Annotated in this window: 23 protein-coding genes and 1 tRNA gene; 16 read left to right on the forward strand and 8 right to left on the reverse strand. The window is 62.7% G+C overall.

Features of this window, described 5'->3' with window-relative positions:
* Positions 1-365: 365 nt before the first annotated feature.
* The 4 genes from NMG80_RS36050 to NMG80_RS36065 all read right to left on the reverse strand — a co-directional run bounded on the left by NMG80_RS36050 (position 366) and on the right by NMG80_RS36065 (position 5,375).
* On the reverse strand, positions 366-1,580 hold the full coding sequence (locus tag NMG80_RS36050; protein ID WP_254022553.1) for a porin: 1,215 nt from the start codon (positions 1,578-1,580) through the stop codon (positions 366-368).
* A 402-nt stretch (positions 1,581-1,982) separates the two neighbouring features.
* Positions 1,983-2,073 (reverse strand) — tRNA-Ser (locus tag NMG80_RS36055).
* Positions 2,074-2,125: 52 nt separating this feature from the next.
* Positions 2,126-3,034, reverse strand: coding sequence for an alpha/beta fold hydrolase (locus NMG80_RS36060; protein WP_254022554.1), 909 nt, complete (start codon positions 3,032-3,034; stop codon positions 2,126-2,128).
* Between the two features lie 286 nt (positions 3,035-3,320).
* Complete coding sequence (locus NMG80_RS36065) at positions 3,321-5,375, reverse strand: lytic transglycosylase domain-containing protein (RefSeq protein ID WP_254022635.1); 2,055 nt, start codon at positions 5,373-5,375, stop codon at positions 3,321-3,323.
* A 325-nt stretch (positions 5,376-5,700) separates the two neighbouring features.
* Between NMG80_RS36065 and dapA the strand changes: the two genes are divergently transcribed.
* The 3 genes from dapA to NMG80_RS36080 all read left to right on the forward strand — a co-directional run bounded on the left by dapA (position 5,701) and on the right by NMG80_RS36080 (position 8,065).
* Positions 5,701-6,582 (forward strand): 4-hydroxy-tetrahydrodipicolinate synthase, encoded by an 882-nt coding sequence (dapA, locus tag NMG80_RS36070; protein WP_254022555.1) that lies wholly within the window; start codon positions 5,701-5,703, stop codon positions 6,580-6,582.
* Between the two features lie 246 nt (positions 6,583-6,828).
* Positions 6,829-7,308 carry an SsrA-binding protein SmpB gene (smpB, locus tag NMG80_RS36075; RefSeq protein WP_006202221.1) on the forward strand — a complete coding sequence of 160 codons (480 nt, stop codon included), beginning with the start codon at positions 6,829-6,831 and terminating at the stop codon, positions 7,306-7,308.
* A 16-nt stretch (positions 7,309-7,324) separates the two neighbouring features.
* Positions 7,325-8,065 carry a glycoside hydrolase family 25 protein gene (locus NMG80_RS36080; RefSeq protein ID WP_254022556.1) on the forward strand — a complete coding sequence of 247 codons (741 nt, stop codon included), beginning with the start codon at positions 7,325-7,327 and terminating at the stop codon, positions 8,063-8,065.
* 49 nt (positions 8,066-8,114) lie between these two features.
* On the opposite strand, the gene NMG80_RS36085 is transcribed toward NMG80_RS36080, so the two are convergent.
* Positions 8,115-8,477 carry a winged helix-turn-helix transcriptional regulator gene (locus NMG80_RS36085; protein ID WP_254022557.1) on the reverse strand — a complete coding sequence of 121 codons (363 nt, stop codon included), beginning with the start codon at positions 8,475-8,477 and terminating at the stop codon, positions 8,115-8,117.
* 103 nt (positions 8,478-8,580) lie between these two features.
* On the opposite strand from NMG80_RS36085, the gene NMG80_RS36090 reads away from it, so the two are divergent.
* Positions 8,581-9,594: a zinc-binding alcohol dehydrogenase family protein gene (locus NMG80_RS36090; protein ID WP_254022558.1), complete on the forward strand. Its 1,014-nt coding sequence runs from the start codon at positions 8,581-8,583 to the stop codon at positions 9,592-9,594.
* 26 nt (positions 9,595-9,620) lie between these two features.
* Here NMG80_RS36090 and NMG80_RS36095 read toward each other — a convergent pair whose 3' ends face one another.
* Positions 9,621-10,298: a uracil-DNA glycosylase gene (locus tag NMG80_RS36095; RefSeq protein ID WP_436798761.1), complete on the reverse strand. Its 678-nt coding sequence runs from the start codon at positions 10,296-10,298 to the stop codon at positions 9,621-9,623.
* On the reverse strand, positions 10,295-10,876 hold the full coding sequence (locus NMG80_RS36100; protein WP_254022560.1) for a LabA-like NYN domain-containing protein: 582 nt from the start codon (positions 10,874-10,876) through the stop codon (positions 10,295-10,297). Before NMG80_RS36100 ends, NMG80_RS36095 begins: the two co-directional genes overlap by 4 nt.
* A 309-nt stretch (positions 10,877-11,185) precedes the next feature.
* On the opposite strand from NMG80_RS36100, the gene rpoZ reads away from it, so the two are divergent.
* The 4 genes from rpoZ to NMG80_RS36120 all read left to right on the forward strand — a co-directional run bounded on the left by rpoZ (position 11,186) and on the right by NMG80_RS36120 (position 15,162).
* On the forward strand, positions 11,186-11,587 hold the full coding sequence (gene rpoZ / locus NMG80_RS36105) for a DNA-directed RNA polymerase subunit omega (RefSeq protein WP_023800772.1): 402 nt from the start codon (positions 11,186-11,188) through the stop codon (positions 11,585-11,587).
* Between the two features lie 111 nt (positions 11,588-11,698).
* Positions 11,699-13,927 (forward strand): RelA/SpoT family protein, encoded by a 2,229-nt coding sequence (locus NMG80_RS36110; protein WP_254022561.1) that lies wholly within the window; start codon positions 11,699-11,701, stop codon positions 13,925-13,927.
* 118 nt (positions 13,928-14,045) lie between these two features.
* Positions 14,046-14,624, forward strand: coding sequence for an orotate phosphoribosyltransferase (gene pyrE / locus NMG80_RS36115; protein WP_254022562.1), 579 nt, complete (start codon positions 14,046-14,048; stop codon positions 14,622-14,624).
* 157 nt (positions 14,625-14,781) lie between these two features.
* On the forward strand, positions 14,782-15,162 hold the full coding sequence (locus NMG80_RS36120) for a VOC family protein (protein WP_254022563.1): 381 nt from the start codon (positions 14,782-14,784) through the stop codon (positions 15,160-15,162).
* 126 nt (positions 15,163-15,288) lie between these two features.
* On the opposite strand, the gene NMG80_RS36125 is transcribed toward NMG80_RS36120, so the two are convergent.
* Complete coding sequence (locus NMG80_RS36125; protein ID WP_254022636.1) at positions 15,289-15,792, reverse strand: MarR family winged helix-turn-helix transcriptional regulator; 504 nt, start codon at positions 15,790-15,792, stop codon at positions 15,289-15,291.
* 84 nt (positions 15,793-15,876) lie between these two features.
* Here NMG80_RS36125 and NMG80_RS36130 point away from each other — a divergent pair, with 84 nt between their 5' ends.
* The 8 genes from NMG80_RS36130 (at position 15,877) to NMG80_RS36170 (ending at position 24,304) form a co-directional block, all read left to right on the forward strand.
* Entirely contained in the window at positions 15,877-16,392 is a 516-nt protein-coding gene (locus NMG80_RS36130; RefSeq protein ID WP_254022564.1) for a DUF417 family protein, read from the forward strand.
* Between the two features lie 8 nt (positions 16,393-16,400).
* Positions 16,401-17,033: a putative glycolipid-binding domain-containing protein gene (locus tag NMG80_RS36135; RefSeq protein ID WP_254022565.1), complete on the forward strand. Its 633-nt coding sequence runs from the start codon at positions 16,401-16,403 to the stop codon at positions 17,031-17,033.
* 381 nt (positions 17,034-17,414) lie between these two features.
* Positions 17,415-17,828 carry a holo-ACP synthase gene (gene acpS / locus NMG80_RS36145; protein WP_254022566.1) on the forward strand — a complete coding sequence of 138 codons (414 nt, stop codon included), beginning with the start codon at positions 17,415-17,417 and terminating at the stop codon, positions 17,826-17,828.
* A gap of 77 nt (positions 17,829-17,905) precedes the next feature.
* Positions 17,906-18,655, forward strand: a complete 750-nt coding sequence (gene lepB / locus NMG80_RS36150) for a signal peptidase I (RefSeq protein ID WP_254022567.1) — start codon at positions 17,906-17,908, stop codon at positions 18,653-18,655.
* Between the two features lie 3 nt (positions 18,656-18,658).
* Positions 18,659-19,384 (forward strand): ribonuclease III, encoded by a 726-nt coding sequence (gene rnc / locus NMG80_RS36155; RefSeq protein ID WP_254022568.1) that lies wholly within the window; start codon positions 18,659-18,661, stop codon positions 19,382-19,384.
* Complete coding sequence (gene era, locus NMG80_RS36160; RefSeq protein WP_254022569.1) at positions 19,381-20,313, forward strand: GTPase Era; 933 nt, start codon at positions 19,381-19,383, stop codon at positions 20,311-20,313. Before rnc ends, era begins: the two co-directional genes overlap by 4 nt.
* A 212-nt stretch (positions 20,314-20,525) precedes the next feature.
* Positions 20,526-21,302: a DNA repair protein RecO gene (recO, locus tag NMG80_RS36165; RefSeq protein WP_254022570.1), complete on the forward strand. Its 777-nt coding sequence runs from the start codon at positions 20,526-20,528 to the stop codon at positions 21,300-21,302.
* Between the two features lie 269 nt (positions 21,303-21,571).
* Entirely contained in the window at positions 21,572-24,304 is a 2,733-nt protein-coding gene (locus tag NMG80_RS36170; RefSeq protein ID WP_254022571.1) for a DUF2339 domain-containing protein, read from the forward strand.
* Positions 24,305-24,307: the final 3 nt, after the last annotated feature.

The raw sequence follows: 24,307 nt of genomic DNA on the forward strand, positions 1-24,307 counted from the left end.
CGCGGATCGAGATGACCGAACACAGCCTGGATCGTTTCCATCGAGAGCTCCACAATAACGCAGTCCTCCCAAGAATCCACAACCCGTCAATTGGCAAGCAATTTCCCATCTACTCAAACGCGATTCCCCTGCCCACGAGGGGGGAGATCGGCAGCTTCGCTGACAGCGCCTGTTCAAAAAACGTTGGAGATTGGCGAAAGCCGCAACGACAGCCCAATCTCCCCCCTCGTGGGGGAGATGTCCGGCAGGACAGAGGGGGGCGCGAAGGATCGCTGCCGCCCTAATTTTGCACCCTCGACAGCCACGCCGATACGAAAAAACCCGGCGGTTGCCCGCCGGGTTCGATTTCAGTCGAAAGCTGCTGATTAGAACGAGCGCTGGAAGCGGAGCATGCCGCCGAGGCTGTCTTCGTCGTCCGCAGCGGTCCAGTTGCTGAAGCCGGCCTCGCCGAACTCGCCGGCGTGCAGGTAATCGACTTCGGCCGTGATCGTCAGGCCCGGAACGATATCATAGGCAATATTGGCAGCGATGCCGAGGTTTTCGCCTTCGTCATACGAGATCTGGGTGTTGAACGAGGTCTTCTCGTTGATGGTGTAAGTGCCACCGCCCCAGACCGCCCAGTTGCCGCTCCACAGCTTGTACATGCCGCGGCCGCCGGCGACGGGTATTGCGAAGCCGGGATCCTCGTAGTTGTCGTCAGTGCCGTAGCCGGCCATGATGAACAGCGACAGGTTCTCCATCGGGGTGACGTCGAGGCGGACCTTGCCGGAAACTTCTTCGTAGTTGCTGTCGTAAGCAATGACGCCGGTGATGGCGCCCCAGCCCTGCGTCCACTTCACGCCGCCGACGACATGCGGAACATAGCTGTCGATCGTGAAGTCGCCATAACCCTGTTCGAGCGAGACCACGGCCGAGAAGCCGTTGCCGGCGTCGAAATAGTACTGAACGACGTTCGTGTCGAAGCCGCCGTAGGGAACCAGCGTATCCTGGATGACGTTGCCGGCGTAGCCGATGAACGTATCGAAGGCCGATTCGTCTTTACCGACGCGCAGGCCGCCGAGCTGGATCCAGGCGAAGTTCAGCGAAATGCCCTTGTTCTCGGCAGGGTTAGCGACAATGATAGTCTCACCTGGCAGCGGGGGCAGCGGACCGTCGCCGTCCGGATCGGGACCGGGGACGTATGTGCTGCTGACGTGCCGGTTCCGGTTGCCGAAGTTGAAGCGGGTCTCGGTGTAGGTCTTCAAGGTGCCGAGCTCGGTTTCCTGGCCGGTCCAGGTCTTCAGGTTAAAGCGGGCCTGCTTGTAGTAGGTGTCCTGAATGTCGCCGTCCTCGACGTCGAAGTTCTCAGCACCGTCGAACGAGCCGACGTCGCCGACGCCGATGTCGTAGCGGACATAGCCGCCGATGCGCAGGCAGGTCTCGGTGCCGGGGATGTAGAAGTAGCCAGCGCCGTAGACGTCGCAGATGCGGACGTATTCAGCGGGTTCCGGCTCGGCGACGACGACGGCGTCGGCGGCGCGCGCACCGGAAACTGCGACCAGAGCCGCAGCGGAGCCAAGAAGAAGGCTCTTGATGTTCATTTTCTGACCTCCAGTCAAAAGTTAAAAAACGGGTCTGGGTATTCTTTGCTGAAGGACAGCGTTCCCTGCCCCATCCCCACTACCGAAAAAGATGCGCACCGCGCCGCTCCTTCGAAATCGACATTACCCATGAGGCGGCGGCGTTCAACAACCATCGCATCGGCGAAAGGTCTGTGCAGGTGCTATCCCCCTGCCTTGTTGCACAAATGACACGATTTGGCCTCACTCGGAAAGCTCCCGTTAACCATTGGGCTGTCGGATACCCTTGGGCGAGCCCTTGCAATTCAGCCGATTCCGGCAATTGCCTGCCGCAATTGCGGCGATGTTGGTGAGTCGCCGGCCAAGCCATTGCCGCAGAATCGCCGCATGGCGAAAGCGGCGAGCGCGAAGCGCGAAGCAGGATGGCGGAGAGGATGGGATTCGAACCCACGAGAAGCTTTTGACCTCTACTCCCTTAGCAGGGGAGCGCCTTCGACCACTCGGCCACCTCTCCGTTGCGCTGGTGGATAAAGAAAAGCGCCGGCACAATCAACAAGCCTCACCCATTATCGTTGAAAAAACCGGCTCCCGGCGAAGCGTTGCTCGGCCGTGTCCAGAAAAGCGGCGATGGCGCCGGGCAGGCCGCCGGTCTCGAGGAAAGGCGCATGGCCCTGGCCCTCGACCGTGATCGACTCGACACAAGGGTGACGCTTTCGCATCTGTTCGAAGGTCTCGGCGGACAGCAGCTTCGAATTGGCGCCGCGGATGGCGAGCATCGGGATCGCTGTCAGCGCCTCGAACTGCGGCCACAGATCTGCGAGTGGCTGGGTGAGGTCGAGTCCCGCCAGCGTGTCGACCAGCTTCGGGTCGAAATCCGGCAATAATCCTTCATCCGTCTCGCGGTAGAGCGCCGCTACCATCCGCTGCCAATCCGCCTCGGTCAGGGCAGGAAAGTCGCTGCCATGCGCGCCGCGCAGGGCGCCGGTCGCCTCGGCATGCGTTTTCGGCTTCGGCGTGCGCTCGAGATAGGAGCGGATATGGGCGAGACCGCCGGCCTCGACCACCGGGCCGATATCGTTGAGCACGATAGCCCGCAAGACGGCCGGCCGCATCGCGCCGAGCACATGGATGATCAGCCCGCCGCGCGACGTGCCGATGAACGCCGCCTCCTCGATGCCCAGCGCCGCCAACCCGGCGAGGATGTCACCGGCTTCGACGCCGACATTGTAGTGGACGATATCGGGGTCATGGGCGGATCGCCCGCGCCCGCGATAGTCGAAGGCGACGATTTTTCGCGGCGTTTGCGCCCGCCGCGACAGGTGCAACGCCAGTTCATGAAAATCGCGGCAATTGCGGGTCAGGCCAGGCAGGCAGACGACCGGCCAGTGTTCGGAGTTCGCTTCGCCGTAGATACGGGCGTGAAGTTGCAACCCATCCGGCGAGGCGTAGAAGAAATCGGAAAAACCGCTCGACATTTTGGGACTCGATTCCTGGCCGTTGCCGGATCGTCAAGACTGCTACAGGCGAGGGCGGGGGTGGTCAAATCGAAGCTTCATTTTCGAGATGTCGGTGGGACAGCACTCCCCTCTGTCCTGCCGGACATCTCCCCCTTAAGGGGGAGATCGGCAGTTTCACTGGCCGCGTCTTCTTTACAGCGTTGGAGATTGGCGAAAGCAAACGGACAGCCAATCTCCCCCTTGAGGGGGAGATGCCCGGCAGGGCAGAGGGGGTACTTCGCCAAGCCTGCCTTCGCCCGACGGATCAACTCCGCCCGTTCACCAGATCCCCCACAATGTCGTACTTGCCGGAAATACGCATCTTGTAGACTTCGTAATTCTCCATCACGCGCTGGACGTAACTTCTTGTTTCGGTGTAGGGAATCCGCTCGATCCAGTCGACGACGGCGTCGATGTCCTTGCCGCGCGGGTCGCCATATCTGGCCACCCACTGGGCGGCGCGGCTGGGGCCGGCATTGTAGCCGGCGAAGGTCAGCACATAGGAGCCATCGAAGCGGCCGAGCTGCTCGCCGAGGAAGGCGGCGCCCAAGGTCGCGTTATAGCCGGCGTCGGTGGTCAGCCGCGCCTGCGAGAAGGTCATCCCGGCCTTCTTCGCCAATTGCCGGGCGGTCCCCGGCATCAGCTGCAGCAGCCCGCGCGCGCCGGCACTGGAGATGGCGCCGATGTTGAACTCGCTTTCCTGGCGGGCGATCGCATAGGCCAGCGCCTTGCCGGAGCCGGAAATGTTGGCGGTCTCTGGAATCACGCCGAGCGGATGCGACAGCGCCCCGACATCGATGCCGCGCGCGCCGGCGATCTTGCCGACTTTCAGCGCCAGGAAGTGATTGCCCTGCTTTTCCGCCATCGCGGCCAGCAGCGCCAGCTCTCCGGGACTGGTCAACTGTCCGGCGAGGTCGCGGTAAAGCGTGTCGGCGTAGCGCTGATAGCCCGCCTGCTGCAGCCGCTTGATGGCGCTGACCGCCTCGCGGCTGGAAAAATTACGGTGATCGGCGGCGCTCGGCTGCGGATGGGCGATGTTGAGGACCTGCCGGCCGACGCGCTCGCCGGCGAGCTGGCCGTAGAATGTCGTGCCGTAACCAGCGGCACGTAAAAAATTATCCTTGGCGCTGCCGGGGCCGCCGGCTTCGGCCGCACGGCCGAGCCAGTAATAGGCGCGCGAGAGCGATATCGGCCCCTGGGCGAGACCGGCGAGCCGCTCAAAATGCTTGGCAGCGGTGGTGGGATCGTTGAGGCCGCGCAGCGCGTACCAGCCGGCATGAAACTCCGCATCCGCCGCGTTGGCAGCAGTTTCGGCGGCGTGTGCGGCGACTATTCTGTAGGCGGTCTTCATGTCGCCCTGGTCGACCAGTTCGCGCGACAGCACCCGTCGCTCGGCCCACCAGGCATCCGGGTCGATCAGGGCGTTGCGATCGGTCGGGGCCTTCATCACCATGGCGGCGGCGTCGGAAAACTTCTCCTGCTTGCGCAGATATTGGGCTTGCGCGAAGAAATAGCCGGCCGAACGCTGAGCCGCGGGCACCGCCTTCAGCAGTCTGGCCGCGTTCTTGTCGCCCCTGTCGGCCGCGGCCCAGGCGTCGGCCAGCTGCTGGGCGCCGGCAAGGCCGGCGACGCGCAGCGCCGAATTGACCCGGTCGGCATAAAACATGCGCTCCATGCGGAAACGGTTGTCGGCTGCGGGGATCAGCGTGTCGAATTCCTGGATGATCGCCGCCTCGTCCCTGGCCTCCAGTTTCTCGGTGCGCCAGAAAGGCGACAGCACCGAGCGCGCCGCCTTGAGGTTGCCCTGCGAGACATAGGAGCGGGCGAGGATCACCACGCCCTCGACTGTTTGAGGTTGGCTGCTGCCGAAAGCCTGCACCACGATCTCAGGCGCGGGGTTTTCGCGGTAGAGCGCGCGCTCGCTGTTCTTGCGCAAGACGATCATGCCCGGCCAGTTCGGCAGCATTTTCGCAGCATCGGCGATGTCGCCGCTTGGCACCTTGTCGCCGCCATAGAGCGCGATCGCCCAGGCAAGGATGTGCCGGTCGAGCGAATTGACCGGCAGGGCCTCGCGCAGTCGTCGCGCACCGGCGATGTCGTTTTCGGCCAGCGCATCGAGGCCGCTCTTCAGCCTGGCGACGCTGGCGGATGGAAATCCCGCATCCTGCCGGCCCGTATTCGGCAGGCCCGCATCCTGCAGGTTTGGCGTTGGGATGGCCGACGTGAGCCGCACATCGACTACTTTGCCGGCGGCCACAAGGGTCGGCGTCAGCAGGATTGCGCCAAGCAGCGCGAAAAAATGAGGCTGCCTGGTCGGCATGGTCTTCATCGTTTCCTGTCTTGCACATTACCAACAGGCACAGATCGACCGAAGCCTAATTGGCTGTGATGAAGAGCCCGTAAACAAGTTCTATCGCGGTCGTTCGCCTGCTGGCACTGCTGCCATGCTTGCCGCGCAACGGTGTCGAGACTATGGTGCGCCGCTTCGCTTTCGGCTAGAAGGCGCGCACGACAAAACACCTGCAGCGCCGCGCGTCTCCTCGGACGCGCAAAGGACGCTGTAGCACTTTAAATTTGGCGCATGACCTTCCGTGAATCGACGCCGATTTTCGGGGCCATGCGCCAGTCCCAAGGAGTTGGACGACATGCTGAGAGGCTCGCTTACCGCGCTCGTGACACCGTTCGAAAAGAGCGGCCGTTTCGACGAGAAAGCGTTTCGCGCCTTCATCGCCTGGCAGATCGCTGAAGGCACGACGGGCGTGGTTCCGGTCGGCACCACCGGCGAGTCGCCGACGCTGTCGCATGACGAGCACCGCCAAGTCGTCAAGGTCTGTATCGAGGTCGCCAAGGGCCGCGTTCCGGTCGTCGCCGGCGCCGGCTCCAACAACACCGAAGAGGCGGTCGGCCTGGTGCAATATGCCGAGAAGGCAGGCGCCGACGCGGCGCTCGTCGTCACGCCTTACTACAACAAGCCGACGCAGCGCGGCCTCTATGCGCATTTCGCCGCGGTCGCCAAGGCGACCAGCCTGCCGATCATAATCTACAATATTCCGCCGCGTTCGGTGATCGACATGATGCCCGAGACGATGGGCCAGTTGGTGCACGACTTCAAGAATATCGTCGGCGTCAAGGATGCCACCGGCAAGGTCGAGCGGGTTTCCGAGCAGCGGGCCACCTGCGGCAAGGATTTCATCCAGCTTTCCGGCGAGGACGCCTCGGCGCTTGGTTTCAACGCCCATGGCGGCGTCGGCTGCATCTCGGTGACGGCGAATGTCGCGCCGCGGCTGTGCGCCGAATTCCAGGAGGCGACGCTTTCCGGCGAGAATGCCAAGGCGCTGGAGTTGCAGGACCGCCTGCTGCCGCTGCACAAGGCGATTTTCCTGGAACCCGGCGTGTCCGGCGCGAAATATGCGCTGTCGAAGCTCGGCAAGGTCGAGAACGTACTGCGTTCGCCGCTGGTCACGGTCGAGCAGTCGACCGCCGAGAAGATCGATGCGGCCATGAAGCACGCCGGCTTGATTAACTAGCGAGCCCGTTTGGAAACTCTACTCCTGCGGCCATCTGAAGGCGTCACCTGCGCTTCCGGTGCTCACGTACTATATGTACGCTCCGCTCCGGTTCTCGCATGGCCCCGAAAGCGTTCGCTTTCGGAAAGGACCATGCGCAAACTCAGGCTTCTAGAGCGCCCTTTGCGCGTTTGAAAAACGCGCGGCGCTCTAGTGCCACCATCATCTGACTCGCAGGAGCGAGTTTCGAAACGGACTCTAGACGTTATGAACCAGGTCAGAAAAGCCGATCCCAACAACAAGACCGTTGCGGAAAACCGCAAGGCGCGTTTTTCTTACGAGGTGCTCGACACGATCGAGGCCGGCCTGGTGCTGACCGGCACCGAGGTGAAGTCGCTGCGTCAAGGCCAGGCCAACATCCAGGACAGTTACGCCTCGGTCGAGGGCGGCGAGATCTGGCTGATCAACTCCTATCTGCCGGAATATCTGCAGGCCAACCGCTTCAACCACGAGCCGCGCCGGCGCCGCAAACTCCTGCTCAACAAGCGCGAGATGGCCAAGCTGTCGCAGAGCGTCGATCGCGAAGGCATGACGCTGGTGCCGCTAAAAATCTATTTCAACGACCAGGGCCGGGCGAAGCTTTTGCTCGCCGTCGGCCGCGGCAAGAAATTGCACGACAAGCGCGAGACCGAAAAGCAGCGCGACTGGTCGCGCGAGAAGGGCCGGCTGCTAAAGGAGCGTGGGTAGACTGGGAGCCGCTCCTTTGAAGAACCGGATCGTCTTTTGGGCGGGCGGCCTGATCCTGGCGTGCCTGGTCGCGGCCGGCGTCTATTTCTACTTCCAACCGTTTTCTCCGGACCGCAGCAAATATCCGGTCAGGGGCATCGACGTTTCGCATCACCAACGACAGATCGACTGGCGGCGTGTTGCCGCCGACGATGTCGCCTTCGCCATCATCAAGGCAACCGAAGGTGGCGACCACGTCGACGATGCCTTCGCCGCCAATCTGCGCGAAGCGCGTGCGGCCGGCCTGGCGGTCGGGGCCTACCATTTCTTCACCTTCTGCAGGCCTGGCGCCGATCAGGCGAAGAATTTCATCTCTGTCGTGCCGCGCGGTCAAGCGCTGCTGCCCCCGGTGGTGGATATCGAATTCGTCGGCAATTGCCCGCGGCGGCCATCGCCCGAAGAATTGAGCGTTGAACTCTCGGCTTTCCTCGGCCCTGTCGAGGCAGCTTTCAGCAAGACGGCGATCCTCTATGTCACCGACGACGCGGCACGGGCCTATGCCGGCCAGATCGTCGGCCGCCCGCGCTGGGTTCGTTCGCTAGCGCTGCAGCCAGGTCATGACGACTGGATCTATTGGCAATACCATGACAGCGGTCGCGTCGACGGCATCATTGGCGATGTCGATCTGAATGTGCTTCAGGGTGGGCAGGAAACGCTGACTACACTGTTCACAGCGCCACCTGAATCCATGCCTTCAGAAATCCCGCGAACACCCTGAACGGGTTGGGGGAGGGATATCGCCGCTGGTGAGGTGCTTTCGGTCGCTCTTACGCCGCAGCTTGCGATGTCTGCGGGCTGAGGGCAACATTTGCGTCGCCCCAGGCCTCTAGGGCCGTGATCACCGGTTCCAGGCTCCTGCCGCGCGGCGTCAGGCTGTATTCCACTTTCGGCGGCACCTGCGGGTAGACCTTGCGCGCAATCAGCCCATCCGCCTCCAGTTCGCGGAGCTGGTTGGTCAACATGCGCTGTGTGCAGTTCGGTATCCGCCGGCGAATCTCGTTGAAGCGCAGCGTGCCCTCCAACAGATGGTAGAGCACGACGCCTTTCCACTTTCCGTCGATGTAGCGGAGCGTACCCTCCACGGTGCAGCCGGGGCTGCAATCGAATCGCTCGTGGCGAATGCGCGGCATAACGGTATCCTTTTCTACACTATGTGCTTTATATGTGCATTCTTGCGCATGGTGATCGTAGACAGCATGTCTATCCCTTACAACAGCGATCACGGAGATGAAGATGCGCGCCGTCGGTTATCAAATTCCAGCTCCCATCACGGACGAGGCCTCCCTCGTCGACATCGAACTGTCGAAGCCGGACACCAAGGGACGCGACCTGCTGGTCGAGGTGAAGGCGATCTCGGTCAACCCGGTCGACACCAAGGTGCGGCGCAACATCGCTCCCGAAGCCGGCCAATGGCGGGTGCTCGGTTGGGATGCCGCCGGCCGGGTTGTCGCGACCGGCCCGGGCGCTGAGCTCTTCAGGGCCGGTGACGATGTCTTCTATTCAGGCGCGCTTGCGCCGCAAGGCACCAATGCCGAGTTCCATTGTGTCGACGAGCGGCTCGTCGGCCGCAAGCCGACCTCACTCGGCTATGCGGAAGCAGCAGCGCTGCCGTTGACGGCGGTCACTGCCTGGGAGACCCTTTTCGATCGTCTCGACGTCAGAAAGCCCGTTCCGGGCGCGGCACCCGCCATCCTGATCATCGGCGGCGCCGGCGGTGTCGGATCGATCGCAGTGCAGCTTGCGAGACAACTGACCGGTCTGACGGTGATTGCCACCGCGTCGAGGCTCGAAACACGGGACTGGGCGCTCGGGCTCGGCGCCCACCATGTCGTTGATCATTCCAAGCCGCTGGCGGCCGAAGTCGCAGCACTGGACATCGGTGCCCCTAGCTTCGTGTTCTCGACGACGAACACTGACGAGCATCTGGCCGAGATCGCCGCGTTGATCGCGCCGCAGGGACGTTTCGCGGTTATCGACGATCCGAAATTGCTCGACATCAATCCGTTCAAGCGCAAGAGCGTCTCGGTGCATTGGGAGTTCATGTTCACCCGCTCGATGTTCGAGACGGCGGACATGGCGTCGCAAGGCGAACATCTGAACGAATTGGCGAGGCTCGTTGACACTGGCGCGATCCGGACGACGCTTGGCGAGACTGGCGGCCTCATCAATGCCGCCAATTTGAAGCGCGCCCATGCGCTGATCGAGAGCGGCAAGGCCAAGGGAAAGATCGTCCTGGAGGGCTTCTAGCCAACTGACGGCGGCGCGTCCGGCTCTTATTTCTGCAAAAACTCTTCTATCTGGCTGAAGACGTTGACGAACATCGCTTCGGTCAGCACGCCGGTGTTGGTGTTGTAGCGCGAGCAATGGTAGCTGGAGAACAGCGTCACGCCATTGGTTTGCTGCTGCCCGCCGTGGCGGAAGGGAAAAGCGGCAACACGCTGGCCGAGCGCCCGCACGGTCGACTGGTGCGCGATCGAGCCCAGCGCCAGCACGGCGCGCAGGTTTTTAAACCGTGCGATCGTCGGCATCAGGAATGTTCGGCAGGTGGCAATCTCGGCGCCGACCGGCTTGTTGTCAGGCGGCACGCAGCGCACTGCATTGGTGATCGCCGTGCCGACAAGCTCCAGCCCGTCATCGGGCCGCGCCTTGAATTGGCCGCGAGCAAAGCCGTGTGCGATCAGCGTGTTGTAGAGCAGGTCGCCGGCAAAATCGCCGGTGAAGGGGCGTCCGGTGCGGTTTGCACCACGCAGACCCGGCGCCAGCCCGACAATTAACAGTTTAACGGCATCCTCGCCCTCCGGCGGCAAGAAAGTCGGCACCGGTGCATTGAACCAGGACGGCTCGCGCTGCCGCCATTGCGCGATAAAATCATGCAGCCGCGGGCAGAGCGGGCAATCGCGATCGGGCTCTGGGGACGCGACCAGCGGAGCGGTCAAGACCGCCGCCGTCAATACTCGTCCTCGTCGACTTCGGCCGGTTCGGGCCGGCGCACCGACCGCTCGGATGGATCGCGGCCGACATCGCTCTTCAGCGTCATCAGGTCGATAAAATGATCGGCCTGGCGGCGCAGATCGTCGGAAATCATCGGCGGCTGCGAAGCCATGGTCGAGACGATCGAGACCTTGCGCCCGCGCCGCTGCAGCGCCTCGACCAGCGTGCGGAAATCGCCGTCGCCGGAAAAGATGACGTAGTGGTCGACGACATCGGCGAGTTCCAGCGCATCGACGGTCAGCTCGATATCCATATTGCCCTTGATCTTGCGGCGGCCGGTCGAGTCGGTGAACTCCTTGGCCGGCTTGGTCACCACCTTGAAGCCGTTATAGTCAAGCCAATCGATCAGCGGCCGGATCGAGGAATACTCCTGATCCTCGACCAGCGCGGTGTAGTAGTAGGCACGCAGCAGGTAGCCGCGCTTCTGGAAGCTCGACAAAAGCCTGCGGTAGTCGATGTCGAAGCCGAGCGCGCGCGACGTGGCGTAAAGATTGGCGCCGTCGATGAAAAGCGCGATTTTTTCACGAGGATCGAACATGGCAAATATTCCTTTTCGAAAATAAGCGGTCGTCTAAATGCACGTGACTATCGGTCGGCCTGAAATAACCGGCTGACCTTCGTCATTCGAGATAACGCCGGTTTTACGGCAAACCAAGGGTATGATGCTGCATAGCAAGCAATTGTGATCGGTGCCGTATAATCGCAGGCGGCGCGCGCCCAGATTGGCCGTGGCCAGGCCCCTGGCCCGGCCCCGACCTGGTATTGCCAAAAAGCTTGTATTTTGGCGGCGTTCGGGTTATGGACCGCGCCTGTTTTCCATCAAATCCAGGCATGAAAGGGGCAACTCATGGCCCGCGTAACCGTTGAAGATTGCATCGACAAGGTCAACAACCGCTTCGAGCTCGTGCTTCTGGCCGGCCACCGCGCCCGTCAGATCAGCCAGGGCGCGCAGATCACCGTTCCTCGTGACAACGACAAGAATCCGGTCATCGCGCTGCGCGAGATCGCCGAGGAGACATTGTCGCCCGACGACCTCAAGGAAGACCTGATCCACTCCCTGCAGAAGCATGTCGAGGTCGACGAGCCGGAAGCCGACGGCGAGGCGATCGCCGACCAGACCGGTACCGCCGCTGCGGCAACCGATGCCGACGACACCGAGGACAACATCACCTTCGACCGCATGACCGAGGAAGACCTCCTGGCCGGCATCGAAGGTCTGGTGCCGCCGGAAAAAAGCGACGACTATTAATCTTCCCATCGGCCGCCGACACTTTCGCGCCGGCGGTTTCGTGGTTATCTATGACATGCGCCGTACGCCAGTGCGGCGCATGATTCATTTCAGCACTGCGAGATCCCGCCCATGATGCGTCAGTATGAGCTTGTCGAGCGCGTCCAGCGCTACAAGCCTGACGTCAACGAGGCGCTGCTCAACAAGGCCTATGTCTACGCCATGCAGAAGCATGGTCACCAGAAGCGCGCCTCCGGCGATCCTTATTTCTCGCATCCGCTCGAAGTCGCCGCCATCCTCACCGAAATGCACATGGATGAGGCGACCATCGCGGTTGCGTTGCTGCACGACACGATCGAGGACACCACGGCGACCAGGGCCGAGATCGACGAGCTGTTCGGTCCGGAAATGGGCAAGCTGGTCGAAGGCCTGACCAAGCTGAAGAAACTCGACCTCGTCTCCAAGAAGGCCGAGCAGGCGGAAAACCTGCGCAAGCTCTTGCTGGCGATATCGGAAGACGTTCGCGTGCTTCTGGTCAAGCTTGCCGACCGCTTGCACAACATGCGCACGCTGGACCATGTGCCCGAAGCCAAGCGCCTGCGCATCGCCGAGGAAACGATGGATATCTATGCGCCGCTGGCCGGGCGCATGGGCATGCAAGGCATGCGCGAGGAGCTCGAGGAGATCGCCTTCCGCTTCATCAATCCCGAAGCCTACCGCGCCGTCACCGCGCGGCTCGCCGAAATCTTCGAGCGCAACAAGGATGTGCTGTCCGAGATCGAGAAGGCGCTGTCCACGCTGTTCGACAAATATGCGATCAAGGCCGAGGTCAAGAGCCGTCAGAAGAAGCCCTGGTCGGTGTTCCGCAAGATGGAGGCCAAGGCGCTGTCCTTCGAGCAGCTGTCCGACATTTTCGGCTTTCGCGTCGTCGTCGATACCGTCGAGGACTGCTACCGGGCGCTCGGCGCCATCCACACGACATGGTCGATGGTGCCCGGCCGCTTCAAAGACTACATCTCGACCCCGAAGCAGAACGACTACCGTTCGATCCACACCACCATCGTCGGACCGTCGCGGCAGCGCGTCGAGCTGCAGATCCGCACCTATCAGATGAACAAGATCGCCGAATATGGCGTTGCCGCGCATTCGATCTACAAGGACAGCGGCGGCAAGGTGAACGGCACCGCCCACGCGATCTCGAAGGAGACCAACGCCTATGCCTGGCTGCGGCGCACCATCGAGCAGCTAGCCGAAGGCGACAATCCCGAGGACTTCCTCGAAAACACCAAACTGGAGCTGTTCCAGGACCAGGTGTTCTGCTTCACGCCTAAGGGAATGCTGATCGCGCTGCCGCGCGGCGCCACGCCGATCGACTTCGCCTATGCGGTGCACACCGATGTCGGGGATACCTGCGTCGGGGCCAAGGTCAATGGCCGCATCATGCCGCTGATGACCGAGCTGAAGAATGGCGACGAGGTCGAGATCATCCGCTCCAAGGCGCAGGTGCCGCCGGCGGCATGGGAATCGGTCGTCGTCACCGGCAAGGCGCGCTCGGCGATCCGCCGCGCCACCAAGAATGCCATCCGCAAGCAGTATTCGGGTCTCGGTATCCGCATACTGGAACGCGCTTTCGAGCGGTCAGGCAAGATTTTTACCAAGGAAAGCTTGAAATCGGTGCTGCATCGGCTGGCACGCAAGGACATCGAGGATGTGCTGGCCTCTGTCGGCCGCGGCGAGCTTGCCTCCACCGATGTCATGAAGGCGGTGTTTCCCGACTACAAGGACGAGCGCGTCACGCTGGCCGCGCCCAAGCAGCGCGAGGAGGGCTGGTCGAAGATCCGCAACGCCGCCGGCATGCTGTTCCAGATTCCGGGCCGCGCCGCACGCAAGGACAAGGACCAGCCAAAGGACGGCGCCGTGCCGATCCGCGGAGTGCGCGGCGACCTGCCGGTCCGCTTCGCGCCGGAAGGCGCTGTGCCCGGCGACCGCATCGTCGGCATCGTGCAGCCGGGGACCGGCATCACCATCTATCCGATCCAGTCGCCGGCGCTGCAGGCCTTCGACGACCAGCCCGAACGCTGGATCGACGTGCGCTGGGACATAGACGAGCGCACCAAGGAGCGTTTTCCGGCGCGCGTCTCGGTCACCGCCATCAACGCGCCGGGGTCGCTGGCCGACATCTCACAGGTCGTTGCATCCAACGACGCCAACATCCATACATTGTCGATGGTGCGCACCGCGCCTGATTTCACCGAAATGCTGATCGATCTCGAAGTCTGGGACCTGAAGCACCTGAACCGGCTGCTGTCGCAGCTCAAGGATAATTCGAGCGTCAGCGATGCACGGCGCGTGAATGGGTGAGTAGTGAGTAGTGAATAGTGAATAGTGAATAGTGAATAGTGAATAGTGAATAGTGAATAGTGAATAGGATGCCATCACTACTCACTACCATTCACCATTCACTACATGGAGCGAACAAATGAACACCGACGAAGTGCTGGGCGTTTTCCGTGAAGCCGGTGCCGTTCTCGAAGGGCATTTCATCCTGACATCGGGCTTGCGAAGCCCGGTCTTCCTGCAGAAGGCGCGGGTCTTCATGCATGCCGACAAGACCGAGCGCCTGTGCAAGGCGCTGGCCGAAAAGATCCGCGCTGCTGTGTCCGGCAGGATCGATTACGTTGTCGGCCCGGCGATCGGCGGGCTGATCCCGGCCTACGAGACGTCGCGCCATATTGGCGCACCGGCGATCTGGGTCGAGCGGGAAGGGGGCGAGTTCCGGCTCCGCCGCTTCGAGATCGCCAGGGGTTCGCGCGTCGTCATCGTCGAGGACATCGTCACCACTGGCCTGTCGATCCGCGAGACCATCGACTGCCTGCGCGCGCTTGGCGCCGAGGTCGTTGCCGCTGCCTGCATCATCGACCGCTCGGCCGGCAAGACCGATGTCGGCGTGCCGCTGATCGCGCTCGCCGAATATGAGGTTCCGGCCTACCCGGCCGACAGGCTGCCGCCCGAGCTTGCCGCCATACCGCCAGTCAAGCCGGGCAGCCGCAACATCTGATGCATGTCGCCCAAAACTGCGCAGCGGTTTTGGGGTAAGGACATGCATAAAACAAGGAATGCATGTCGCCCAAAAGCATGCCCTTGGGCTTGACCGAGGGTGCGCAGCGGTTTTGGGACAAGGACATGCCAAAACAAACATTAGCTGAGGCGCTACCTTGATTGCCGGTATCGATCATTTCGTGCTGACGGTTGGCTCTGTCGAAGACACCTGCGCCTTCTATCAGCGCGTGCTCGGCTTCAAGCGCCTCGATGAGCCGGACCGGCCGACGGCGCTGCTGTTTGGAACGCAAAAGATCAATGTGCATGAGGCAGGCCACACTTTCGAGCCGAAGGCCAAGGCGCCGACTCCAGGCTCCGCGGATTTTTGCCTGGTCGCCGCGCGCCCACTCGCAGAGATATGCGCCAGCCTGGCGGCCAATGGCGTTGCCGTCGAAGTCGGTCCGGTCGAGCGCGTCGGAGCCCGCGGCCCGATGATGTCGGTCTATTTCCGCGATCCCGACGGCAACCTCGTCGAGGTCAGCGACTACAGCAGGTAACCGGTATTTTCGGCGAGAACGAAGTGCATCGGCAAAGCCGGCTGCGGCCGACCGTGTTCACGCATGCCGCAGCGGATAGGCCATCGTCCAGGTGCGGCGAAAGGTTAGTCTTGCCAAAGCCACAGCTCAGGCCAGTTCCGCTTCCACAGGGCAGTCGAGGCAAGCGGTATAGTTGCAGAGCCGGCAAATACGGTATGCATGGTCCTCGGTGCTGACGAGCCCGCGCAACAGCTTAGCGGCAAGGTTGCCGAATTCCTGCAACTCCTCCGAAGTCAGAATAGCGAGCGCTGACGCGAGCCCCGTCTGACGAGCAGAAAGAATGGCGCTGCAGGTCGTCTCGCCCAAAGGAGTGAGCCTTAGCGCTACCGCGCGATGGTCGTCAGGCGCCGAGAACCGAGCCGCCAATCCATCCGCGACCAGTCGATCAACCAATCTAACGGTACCCGAATGAGACAGGGACAATGCGCGGCGCAGCCTCTCGATCGACAGGCCTGGTACGTGGCCAATGAGGGTGATCGCGGAAGCCGCTGGGCCGGGCTCCGGTGCTTTGGCCTGAGCGTCCCGCTGCAAAATGTCCGCAAAGGCGAGCGCTAGAGCGCCAATCACATTTTCAATCCTGGAATCAGTCATCGACAAAAAATATATGCTCGGAACATATACATCAAGGTCGAATTATTATATGCTTAGAGCATACAAAATCGAAAGGAGAAGGCCGTGTTTACCTCTGCAACCGCCAACGCTCCGTTCGTGGCGCGCATCAATCAAGCTGGCTACCACCTTGCTGCCGTCGGTCGCGCGGTAACCCTTTTGGGGGTGGTGCTGCCTCTGCTGTTGATCGGCATTTTGAAATTCACCGCAATCGAGATCGAGGCGCTTAGGCCATTCGTCGAGAATACGCCTTGGCTGGCATGGCTCTATCCCGCATTCGGACCTGCGGGGACCTCCTCTTTCTTGGGCGTGGTCGAACTGGCCACAGCGTTTCTGCTGATAGCATCTGTCCGCAGCTTTTGGGCCGGCCTCATAGGGGGTGCCGTCGGTTCAGTCATCTTTGCGCTGACATCCTCGACAATGCTCACCCTGCCGATCTGGGAAACGGGCTCTGGAGGGTTTCCTTTCCTCAACGGGTTAGGTGCCTTTCTGATCAAGGATGTCGCCTTGCTCGGAGTGAGCTTGGTCATATTGGGGGGCAGCCTTCAGCAACTCGTATCCGACCCCCGACCGAAAAATTGATCGCAGTGATGAACAACGAATCGAGAGGTGAGAGTGTGTCTCTACTCGCTATCTGGCGCAGGACGGACGAACCAGGGCACGATGTCGTGCAGCTAAAGCAGACAGATCTCGGCTGGCTCTTGAATGGAGCCGCTGTATACCTATCGGATGCGGGCCCGGCACGTTTGGACTACACTGTGCAACTGGCCGAAGATTGGACGACCAAATCCGGCAGCGTTCACGGGTTCATTGGTTCCCAGTCAGTTGATCTCACAATCATCCGCAACGAGACCGGCATCCGCAACGAGTCCGGCATACGCAACGAGTCCGGCTGGACTGTTAATGGGCAGCGGCAGCCGGCGGTTCAGTCGATGGTGGATCTGGACTACGGCTTTACGCCGGCGACGAACCTGCAACAAATTCGCAGAATGAACCTGAAGGTCGGCGACAAGGCGGATTTTCCGGTAGCCTGGCTGGTTGCCGGCGCGTCGAGTTTGGTCGTTCTGCCGCAAACCTACCATCGTGTGAGTGAGACCGAGTACATCTACGAGGCTCCCACAGTGCCTTACCGTGCCACGCTGCTCATTCCCGAGGCTGGCTTTGCCGAGGATTACCCCGACGGCTGGGTTTTCGAGACCGGCAACGCCGGCCGTGCACTATAGGACTTCGGCTGATGCTTGGCTGCTCGCAAGCTGACATCCATGCAATTTGCTGCTTCGGGGCAAGGCGAACCCGTCACATTTGGTTACCTCCTGTGGAGACCATCGCGGCAGCGATTCGTTGTCTTGGGGCTTGGGTGTCGCTATATCGAAACCTTAATTGCCTTCCGGCGTGCTTGAAGCGCAAGATGTGGAGTCACGACCGCTACCGGATAGCCGGGCCGGCGTAGTGGATCAGGACAGGAACAGAGTGCTTTTTCGACGCCGCAAGCCTGATGGTCTTCTCGAGCGGGTGCGTCCCTGTCTGTGGCAACGCCGCTCTTTCTCGCACTCCATGCGCCTGACGAACAGAGCTGAAACGGCCGGACGGGAAGTTCCCGCCCAATGATCATTGGCATCGGCAGCGACCTGATCGATATAAGACGCATCGAAAAATCGCTGGCGCGCCATGGCCAGCGCTTCATCCAGCGTATCTACACCGAGGTCGAACAAGCCCGGTCCGAAAGCCGCGGGGCTCGCGCCGCCTCTTATGCCAAGCGCTTCGCTGCCAAGGAGGCATGCGCCAAGGCGCTGGGCACCGGTATGGCGCAAGGGGTGTTCTGGCGCGACATGAGCGTCGTCAATCTGGCCAGCGGCAAGCCGACCATGGCGTTGACCGGCGGGGCGGCGGCGCAGTTGGACAAAATCCTGCCTGAAGGGCACAGAGCGGCGATCCACCTCACCATCACCGATGATTTTCCGCTTGCTCAAGCCTTTGTGATCATCGAGGCGTTGCCCGTCCAAGAAGCGCCGTATTGATTGCATCTGACCACCGGCATGACGTTGCCCAGCGCGCGCCGAGACTCTATACCAACCAACGCATAATCGAGGACGACATGAGCGTGGCTGAAAAATCCCAGAAGAAATCCGGCGGGCTTGGCGAAACCGTCAGCGTCATCGTCCAGGCGCTGTTGCTCGCTCTGGTCATCCGCACGCTTCTTTTCCAGCCATTCTCTATCCCGTCCGGGTCGATGCGGCCGACCTTGCTCGAAGGCGACTATCTCTTCGTCACCAAATGGTCCTATGGCTTCTCGCGCTATTCGCTGCCGTTCGGGCCGGACCTCTTTTCGGGCCGCATCTGGGGCGCCGAGCCGAAACGCGGCGACGTGGCGGTGTTCAAGTTCCCGCCGGACCCCTCCGTCGACTACATCAAGCGCGTCGTCGGCCTGCCGGGCGACAAGATCCAGGTCAAGGATGGCCAGCTCTTCATCAACGGCGTCGGCGTGCCGCGCCAGAAGGTCGGGCAGATCGACAATCGCGACATCACCGAGGAGAGCGGGCCGGTCGACGTCTATCGCGAGACATTGCCGAATGGCGTCAGCTATGACACGCTCGACCTGGTACCCAACTCGATCGGTGACAACACCCAGGAATTCGATGTGCCGCCCGGCCACTATTTCATGATGGGCGATAACAGGGACAATTCCTCGGACAGCCGCTTCACCGTCGGTTTCGTGCCCGACGAGAACCTGGTCGGTCGCGCCAATCTCATCTTCTTCTCGATCGGTGGCAGCGCCAGCCCGCTCGAAATCTGGAAATGGCCGTCGCAGATGCGCGCGTCGCGCCTGCTCCATTTCGTCAAATAGGTCATGGTGGCGACAAAACGGCTGACCGTCGACGCGCTCGCCGAAGCGCTCATGGAGCGCACCGGCCACGCCTTTGCCGACCGACAGCGTTTGCAGCGCGCGCTGACCCATGCCAGCGCCCGCAGCAGCCATGCCGGCATCGACTATGAGCGTTTCGAATTCCTGGGCGACCGCGTCCTCGGTCTGGTCGTTGCCGACATGCTGCTGGCGGCGTATCCGGACGCTGCCGAAGGTGAGCTGTCGCTCCGGCTCAACGCGCTGGTCAATGCCGAGGTGCTGGCCGAGATCGCCGAGGAGATCGGCTTGCCGGAGTTGATCCGTGCCGGCTCGGACGTACGCGGCCTGGACGGGCGCAAGCGCGTCAATCTGCGGGCTGATGCGCTGGAATCGCTGATCGCCGTGCTCTATCTCGATGGCGGGCTGGAGGCGGCCCGCGCCTTCATCCACAAATACTGGCGGCCGCGCTCCCAGGCCATCGGTGCCGCCCGCCGCGACGCCAAGACCGAGTTGCAGGAGTGGGCGCATCAGGCGGCAGGCGCCGTGCCGGTCTATATAATCGACAGTCGCGAAGGACCGGACCACGATCCGTTGTTCACCGTCACCGTCAAGGTCGGCGCCTATCCGCCAGCGACCGGCAGCGGGCGCTCAAAGCGCGAGGCCGAGCAAACCGCCGCGACTGCACTGCTGTTGCGCGAAGGCGTCTGGCTGAACAAGGGGAGCGCGGCATGACCGCCACCGAAGACGTCCCACCGGCAAAAGAAGCCGCCACCACACACTCTGGCTTCGTTGCGCTGATCGGCGCGCCCAATGCGGGAAAATCGACGCTGGTCAACCAGTTGGTCGGTGCCAAGGTGTCGATCGTCACCCACAAGGTGCAGACGACGCGCGCCATCGTGCGCGGCATCGCCATCCACAATAACGCACAGATCGTCTTCGTCGACACGCCGGGCATCTTCAAGCCGAGGCGGCGGTTGGACACGGCGATGGTGACGACCGCCTGGGGTGGCGCCAAGGACGCCGACATCGTGCTGCTGCTGATCGACGCCGAGCGCGGCATCAGGGGCGACGCCGACGCGATCCTCGAACGGCTGAAGGATGTCCGCCAGCCGATGGTGCTGATCCTCAACAAGGTCGACCGGGTCAAGCCCGAGGCGCTGCTGGCCCTGTCCGCGGCAGCGAATGAAAGAGTGCCTTTCAAGCGCACCTTCATGGTCTCCGCGCTAACCGGGTCGGGCTGCAAGGACCTGCTCGACTATCTCTCGGAAACCCTGCCTGCCGGCCCCTGGTATTACCCGGAGGACCAGATCTCCGACCTACCGATGCGTCAGCTGGCGGCCGAGATCACTCGCGAAAAGCTCTATCTCAGGCTGCATCAGGAACTGCCCTATTCCTCCCATATCGAGACCGAGAAATGGGAAGAGAAGAAGGACGGCTCGGTGCGCATCGACCAGACCATCTATGTCGAGCGTGACAGCCAAAAGAAGATCGTGCTCGGCCACAAAGGCGAGACGATCCGTGCCATCGGCCAGGCGGCGCGCATGGAGATATCCGGCATCCTCGAACAGAAGGTGCATCTTTTCCTGTTCGTCAAGGTGCGCGAGAACTGGGGCGACGACCCCGAGCGCTATCGCGAGATGGGGCTGGATTTTCCGCATTAGAGCATGTTCCCGAAAAGTGGGAGCCGGTTTTCGGAAAAGATCATGCTCAAACAAGAAGTCACTATTGACACTGCTCTCGTGAGCCGGTTGGTGGCCACGCAATTGATCGATGACGTGCTCGCCGATCACCTCCGCGCGGACCGCCGCGGAGGGCACCGACACAGCGCCTGAAAAACTTGATTTCGCCACCGAAGCGGTGACAAGCTGCGTTCATGGAATGGCGCGACGAGGGAATTATTCTCGGCACCCGCAAGCATGGCGAAACCAGCGCCATTCTTGAGGTCATGACGCGTGCGCATGGCCGCCACCTCGGTCTTGTGCGCGGCGGCCGCTCGCGCAAGCAGCAGCCGGTTCTGCAGCCCGGCAACCGCGTCGACCTGTTGTGGAGGGCGCGGCTCGACGAACATCTTGGCACCTTTCAGGCCGAGGCGATTGAGATGAACGCCGCCCGGCTGATGGACAGCGCCGTCGCCATCTATGGGCTGCAGACCATGGCTGCGCATCTGCGCCTGCTGCCCGAGCGCGACGCGCATGACGGCCTCTACGAGACGCTGGCCGTGATGATCGCCCATCTCGACGATGCGGACGCCGCCGGCGAGCTGGTGGCTCGCTTCGAATTGCTGATTCTCGACGAACTCGGCTTCGGCCTCGATCTCAGCCAGTGTGCCGCGACCGGCGCCAGGCAGGACCTTGCCTATGTCTCGCCGAAGTCCGGGCGCGCCGTGTCGCGCCAGGCCGGCGCGCCGTGGCGCGACAAGATGCTGGTGCTCCCCGCATTCCTGCAGCGCGGCTCCGGGCTGCGCGGCGATCCGGCGGCGATCGAGGACGCCTTCCGGCTGACCGGCTTCTTTTTTACCCGCCATGTCTACGAGCCGCGCGGCATCGAGGCGCCCGGTGCCCGCGCCGGCTTCCTCGCCGCCCTGCGCAAGCACCAAACGGCGGGCAAGGAGATTGGCACCGAGACCGCCGCCGGAGAAATCATTACATGAGCGAAGTGGAACTCTAGCCCGGCCGGGTCTCGCGGCTCGGCCTCGGCACCATTCCGCACCGCAACATCGCTGAATATACCGGCCTGGAATTGCTCCAGCGCATCATCGACAACAAATACAAAGCGCGTCCGCTGGCTTTCGGCACCGAAACATGCTCGATCTTTCCGGTCGCCAGTCTTCCGGTCGCCGATCTGGCGGCGCACTGACTCGGCTGGCCGTCTGGCCGCCGTATTTGTCGGTAACTACTGGCCTGGTTTGGGGGAACCGCCATGTTCGAAAGCCTGATCGGCCTAGTCGCGATCATCGCGCTGTTCGTCATTATCTCGCGCCAGCAGAGCCGCATCGGCCTGATCGAGCGCGAGCTCGGTGCGCTGCGCAGCCTCGTGCTTTCGGGGGCCCCGCCGCAGGCCAAGCCGGTAGAACAGGCCGCAAACGACAGCATGCCGGCAGACGCGGCTATTGCGGCCGTGACCGACATTTCCCCGCCATCGGCGGGCGAAGCTGCTGCTGAGGAAAAGCCGCTCACGGAGGCTGAAGCCGCGGAGGCTGCGTCCGGACCGTGGGCTGCGGGCGATGCGGCGCCGGCTGGGCCTGCACCTGCGCAACCGGCCGCCGCGACGGCGAAAGCGGCCCAAAAACCCGATATTGAAACGGCGCTCGGCACCCGCTGGGCGGTCTGGGTCGGTGGCATCGCGCTGGCGCTGGGCGGGCTGTTTCTGATCCGCTACACCATTGAGGCCGGCATTTTCGGTCCCGGCGTGCGGCTGAGCATGGCAGCAATGCTCGGGCTGGTGCTGGTCGCCGTCGGCGAGTTCATCCGCCGTACCGGCTTCAAGGTGCCGGTGCAGGGCGTTGCCGGCGCCTATATTCCGGCGATCCTGACGGCGGCCGGTGCTTTCATCCTGTTCGGCACGGTTTATGCCGCGCATGGCGTCTACGGCTTCATCGGGCCGGCGCTCGCCTTCACGCTGCTCGGCGCCATCGGTGTGGCGACGATCGCAGCAGCCCTCGTCCATGGCCAGGCACTGGCCGGCGTCGGCCTGCTCGGCGCGGTGGTGACGCCCATGTTGGTCGCCTCGCAGGCGCCGAATCCTTGGGCGCTGTTCGGCTATTTGGCGATTGTGCTCGCCGCTACCGGCGTGATCGCCCGCCTGCGCGACTGGAAATTGCTGATGGCGGCAGCGTTCGTCGGCACCGGCCTCTGGACCATTCTTTACATGACCGATGCGCCGGGCACCAACCTGCCTGTCATCCTCTTTATCAACGCGGTGACCCTGGCCGTGCTCGCCCTCGTCTGGCTCGGCCGTCGCGGTGGCGATGCAGGACCCGCCAGTGGCTTCGACTGGCCGTCGGTCGCGCCTGGCTTCTTCGTCGGCCTTTCGGCGATGGCGCTGTTCGTCGACCCCGCATACGCTGCCGGCGATGCTCTGCCGGGAGCAGCCCTTATCGCAGCCCTGGTCGCGGTGGCGCTCTACCGGCCGCTGGCGCTGGCGCTTCTGCACGCCGCAGGGCTGGCGACGGTGCTGGTCTATCTCGGCATCATTCCGCCAACCTCTGTCGCTGCAGACTTTTCAGGTGGCGTTCTCGACGTCGAAGGCCTGCCGGCGGCAGTTGCCGATACGCTGATGCTCAGGATCGGCATCTTTCTCGGACTTGTGTTCATCGGAGCCGGCTTCTGGGCAGCGCGCAAATTTGCTGCATCGGCTCACGTCCGCGCCGCCTCATGGGCGGCATGGGGCGCTGTCGCACCGCTGGTCATTCTGTTGGCGCTCTGGCTCACCTTCGGCAATCTCGACCGCGATCTTGTCTACGCAGCGGTTGCAGCCCTTCTGGTGGTGGTCTTCGCCACCGGCGGCGAGTGGATTGCGCGCGGTGAACAGCCGCCGCTACAGGGCGGTGCTGCCGTCTCGTTCGCGCTTGGCGGGGCAGCAGTCGCTGCCTTGCTGATGCTCTACATGGCCTTTGGGTCCGGCTGGACGACCATGCTTCTGGGTGCTGCAGCCATCGTGCCGGCGCTGGCCACCCGCTGGCGCGCCTACCCGGCGCTCGGCTGGATTTCGGTCGGTGCGGTCATCGCGGTGCTCGGCCGTATCGCTTTTGATCCGACAATCGTCGGCGCTGAATTGCTGTCGACGACGCCGGTATTCAACTGGCTGCTGCCGGGCTACGGCGTGCCGGCGCTCGCCTTCGGCTTTGCAGCGTGGCAGCTCGCTCGCACCACCAATGGCCGGCCACGCCTCGCCATGGAAGCGGGCGCTGCGCTGTTTGCACTGCTCACAGTTGCGATTCTGGTGCGCCATGCCATGCATGGCGGCGTCATCGACACGGCTGCTGCGACGCTCGCCGAGCAGGCGATCTACACGCTGATCGCCATCGGCGCCGGCGCCATCCTGGTCGCCATCGACATGCGCTCGCCAAGCTTGGTGCTGCGCTATGGTTCGCTTGCCGCGGGCGTAGTCTCGGTCGCTTTCATCGTCATCCAGCATTTCCTGGCGCTGAACCCGCTGTTTACCGACGAATCGACCGGGCGAATCCCGGTGTTCAACCTGCTGTTCCTAGCCTATCTCTTGCCGGCCGCCGCTGCCGGCGGGCTCGCGCTCTATACGCGTGACAAGCGGCCGAAATGGTATGCCGCGATGCTGGCGCTGATGGCAGCGCTGCTCGCCTTCGTCTATGCGACGCTGTCGGTGCGGCGGCTGTTCAAGGGCGAGTTCATCGGCCTGTGGAGCGGCCTCGGCCAGCTCGAGACCTACACCTATTCCGCGCTGTGGCTGATCATCGGCGTGGCGCTGCTCACCGCCGGCGTCTGGCTGAAGTCGCAGGTACTGCGCGTTGCGTCGGCCGCGCTGATCTCGGTCGCCGTGTTGAAGGTCTTCCTCTTCGACATGTCGGAACTGGAGGGCGTGCTGAGGGCGCTGTCCTTCATCGGCCTCGGCGCGGTGCTGATCGGCATCGGCCTGTTCTACCAGCGGCTGCTGACAAGAGCGGCGAGAGGAACCTAAGGG

Origin of the sequence: Mesorhizobium escarrei, assembly GCF_935825525.1 — a bacterium.
In the GTDB taxonomy this organism is placed as follows: domain Bacteria; phylum Pseudomonadota; class Alphaproteobacteria; order Rhizobiales; family Rhizobiaceae; genus Mesorhizobium; species Mesorhizobium escarrei.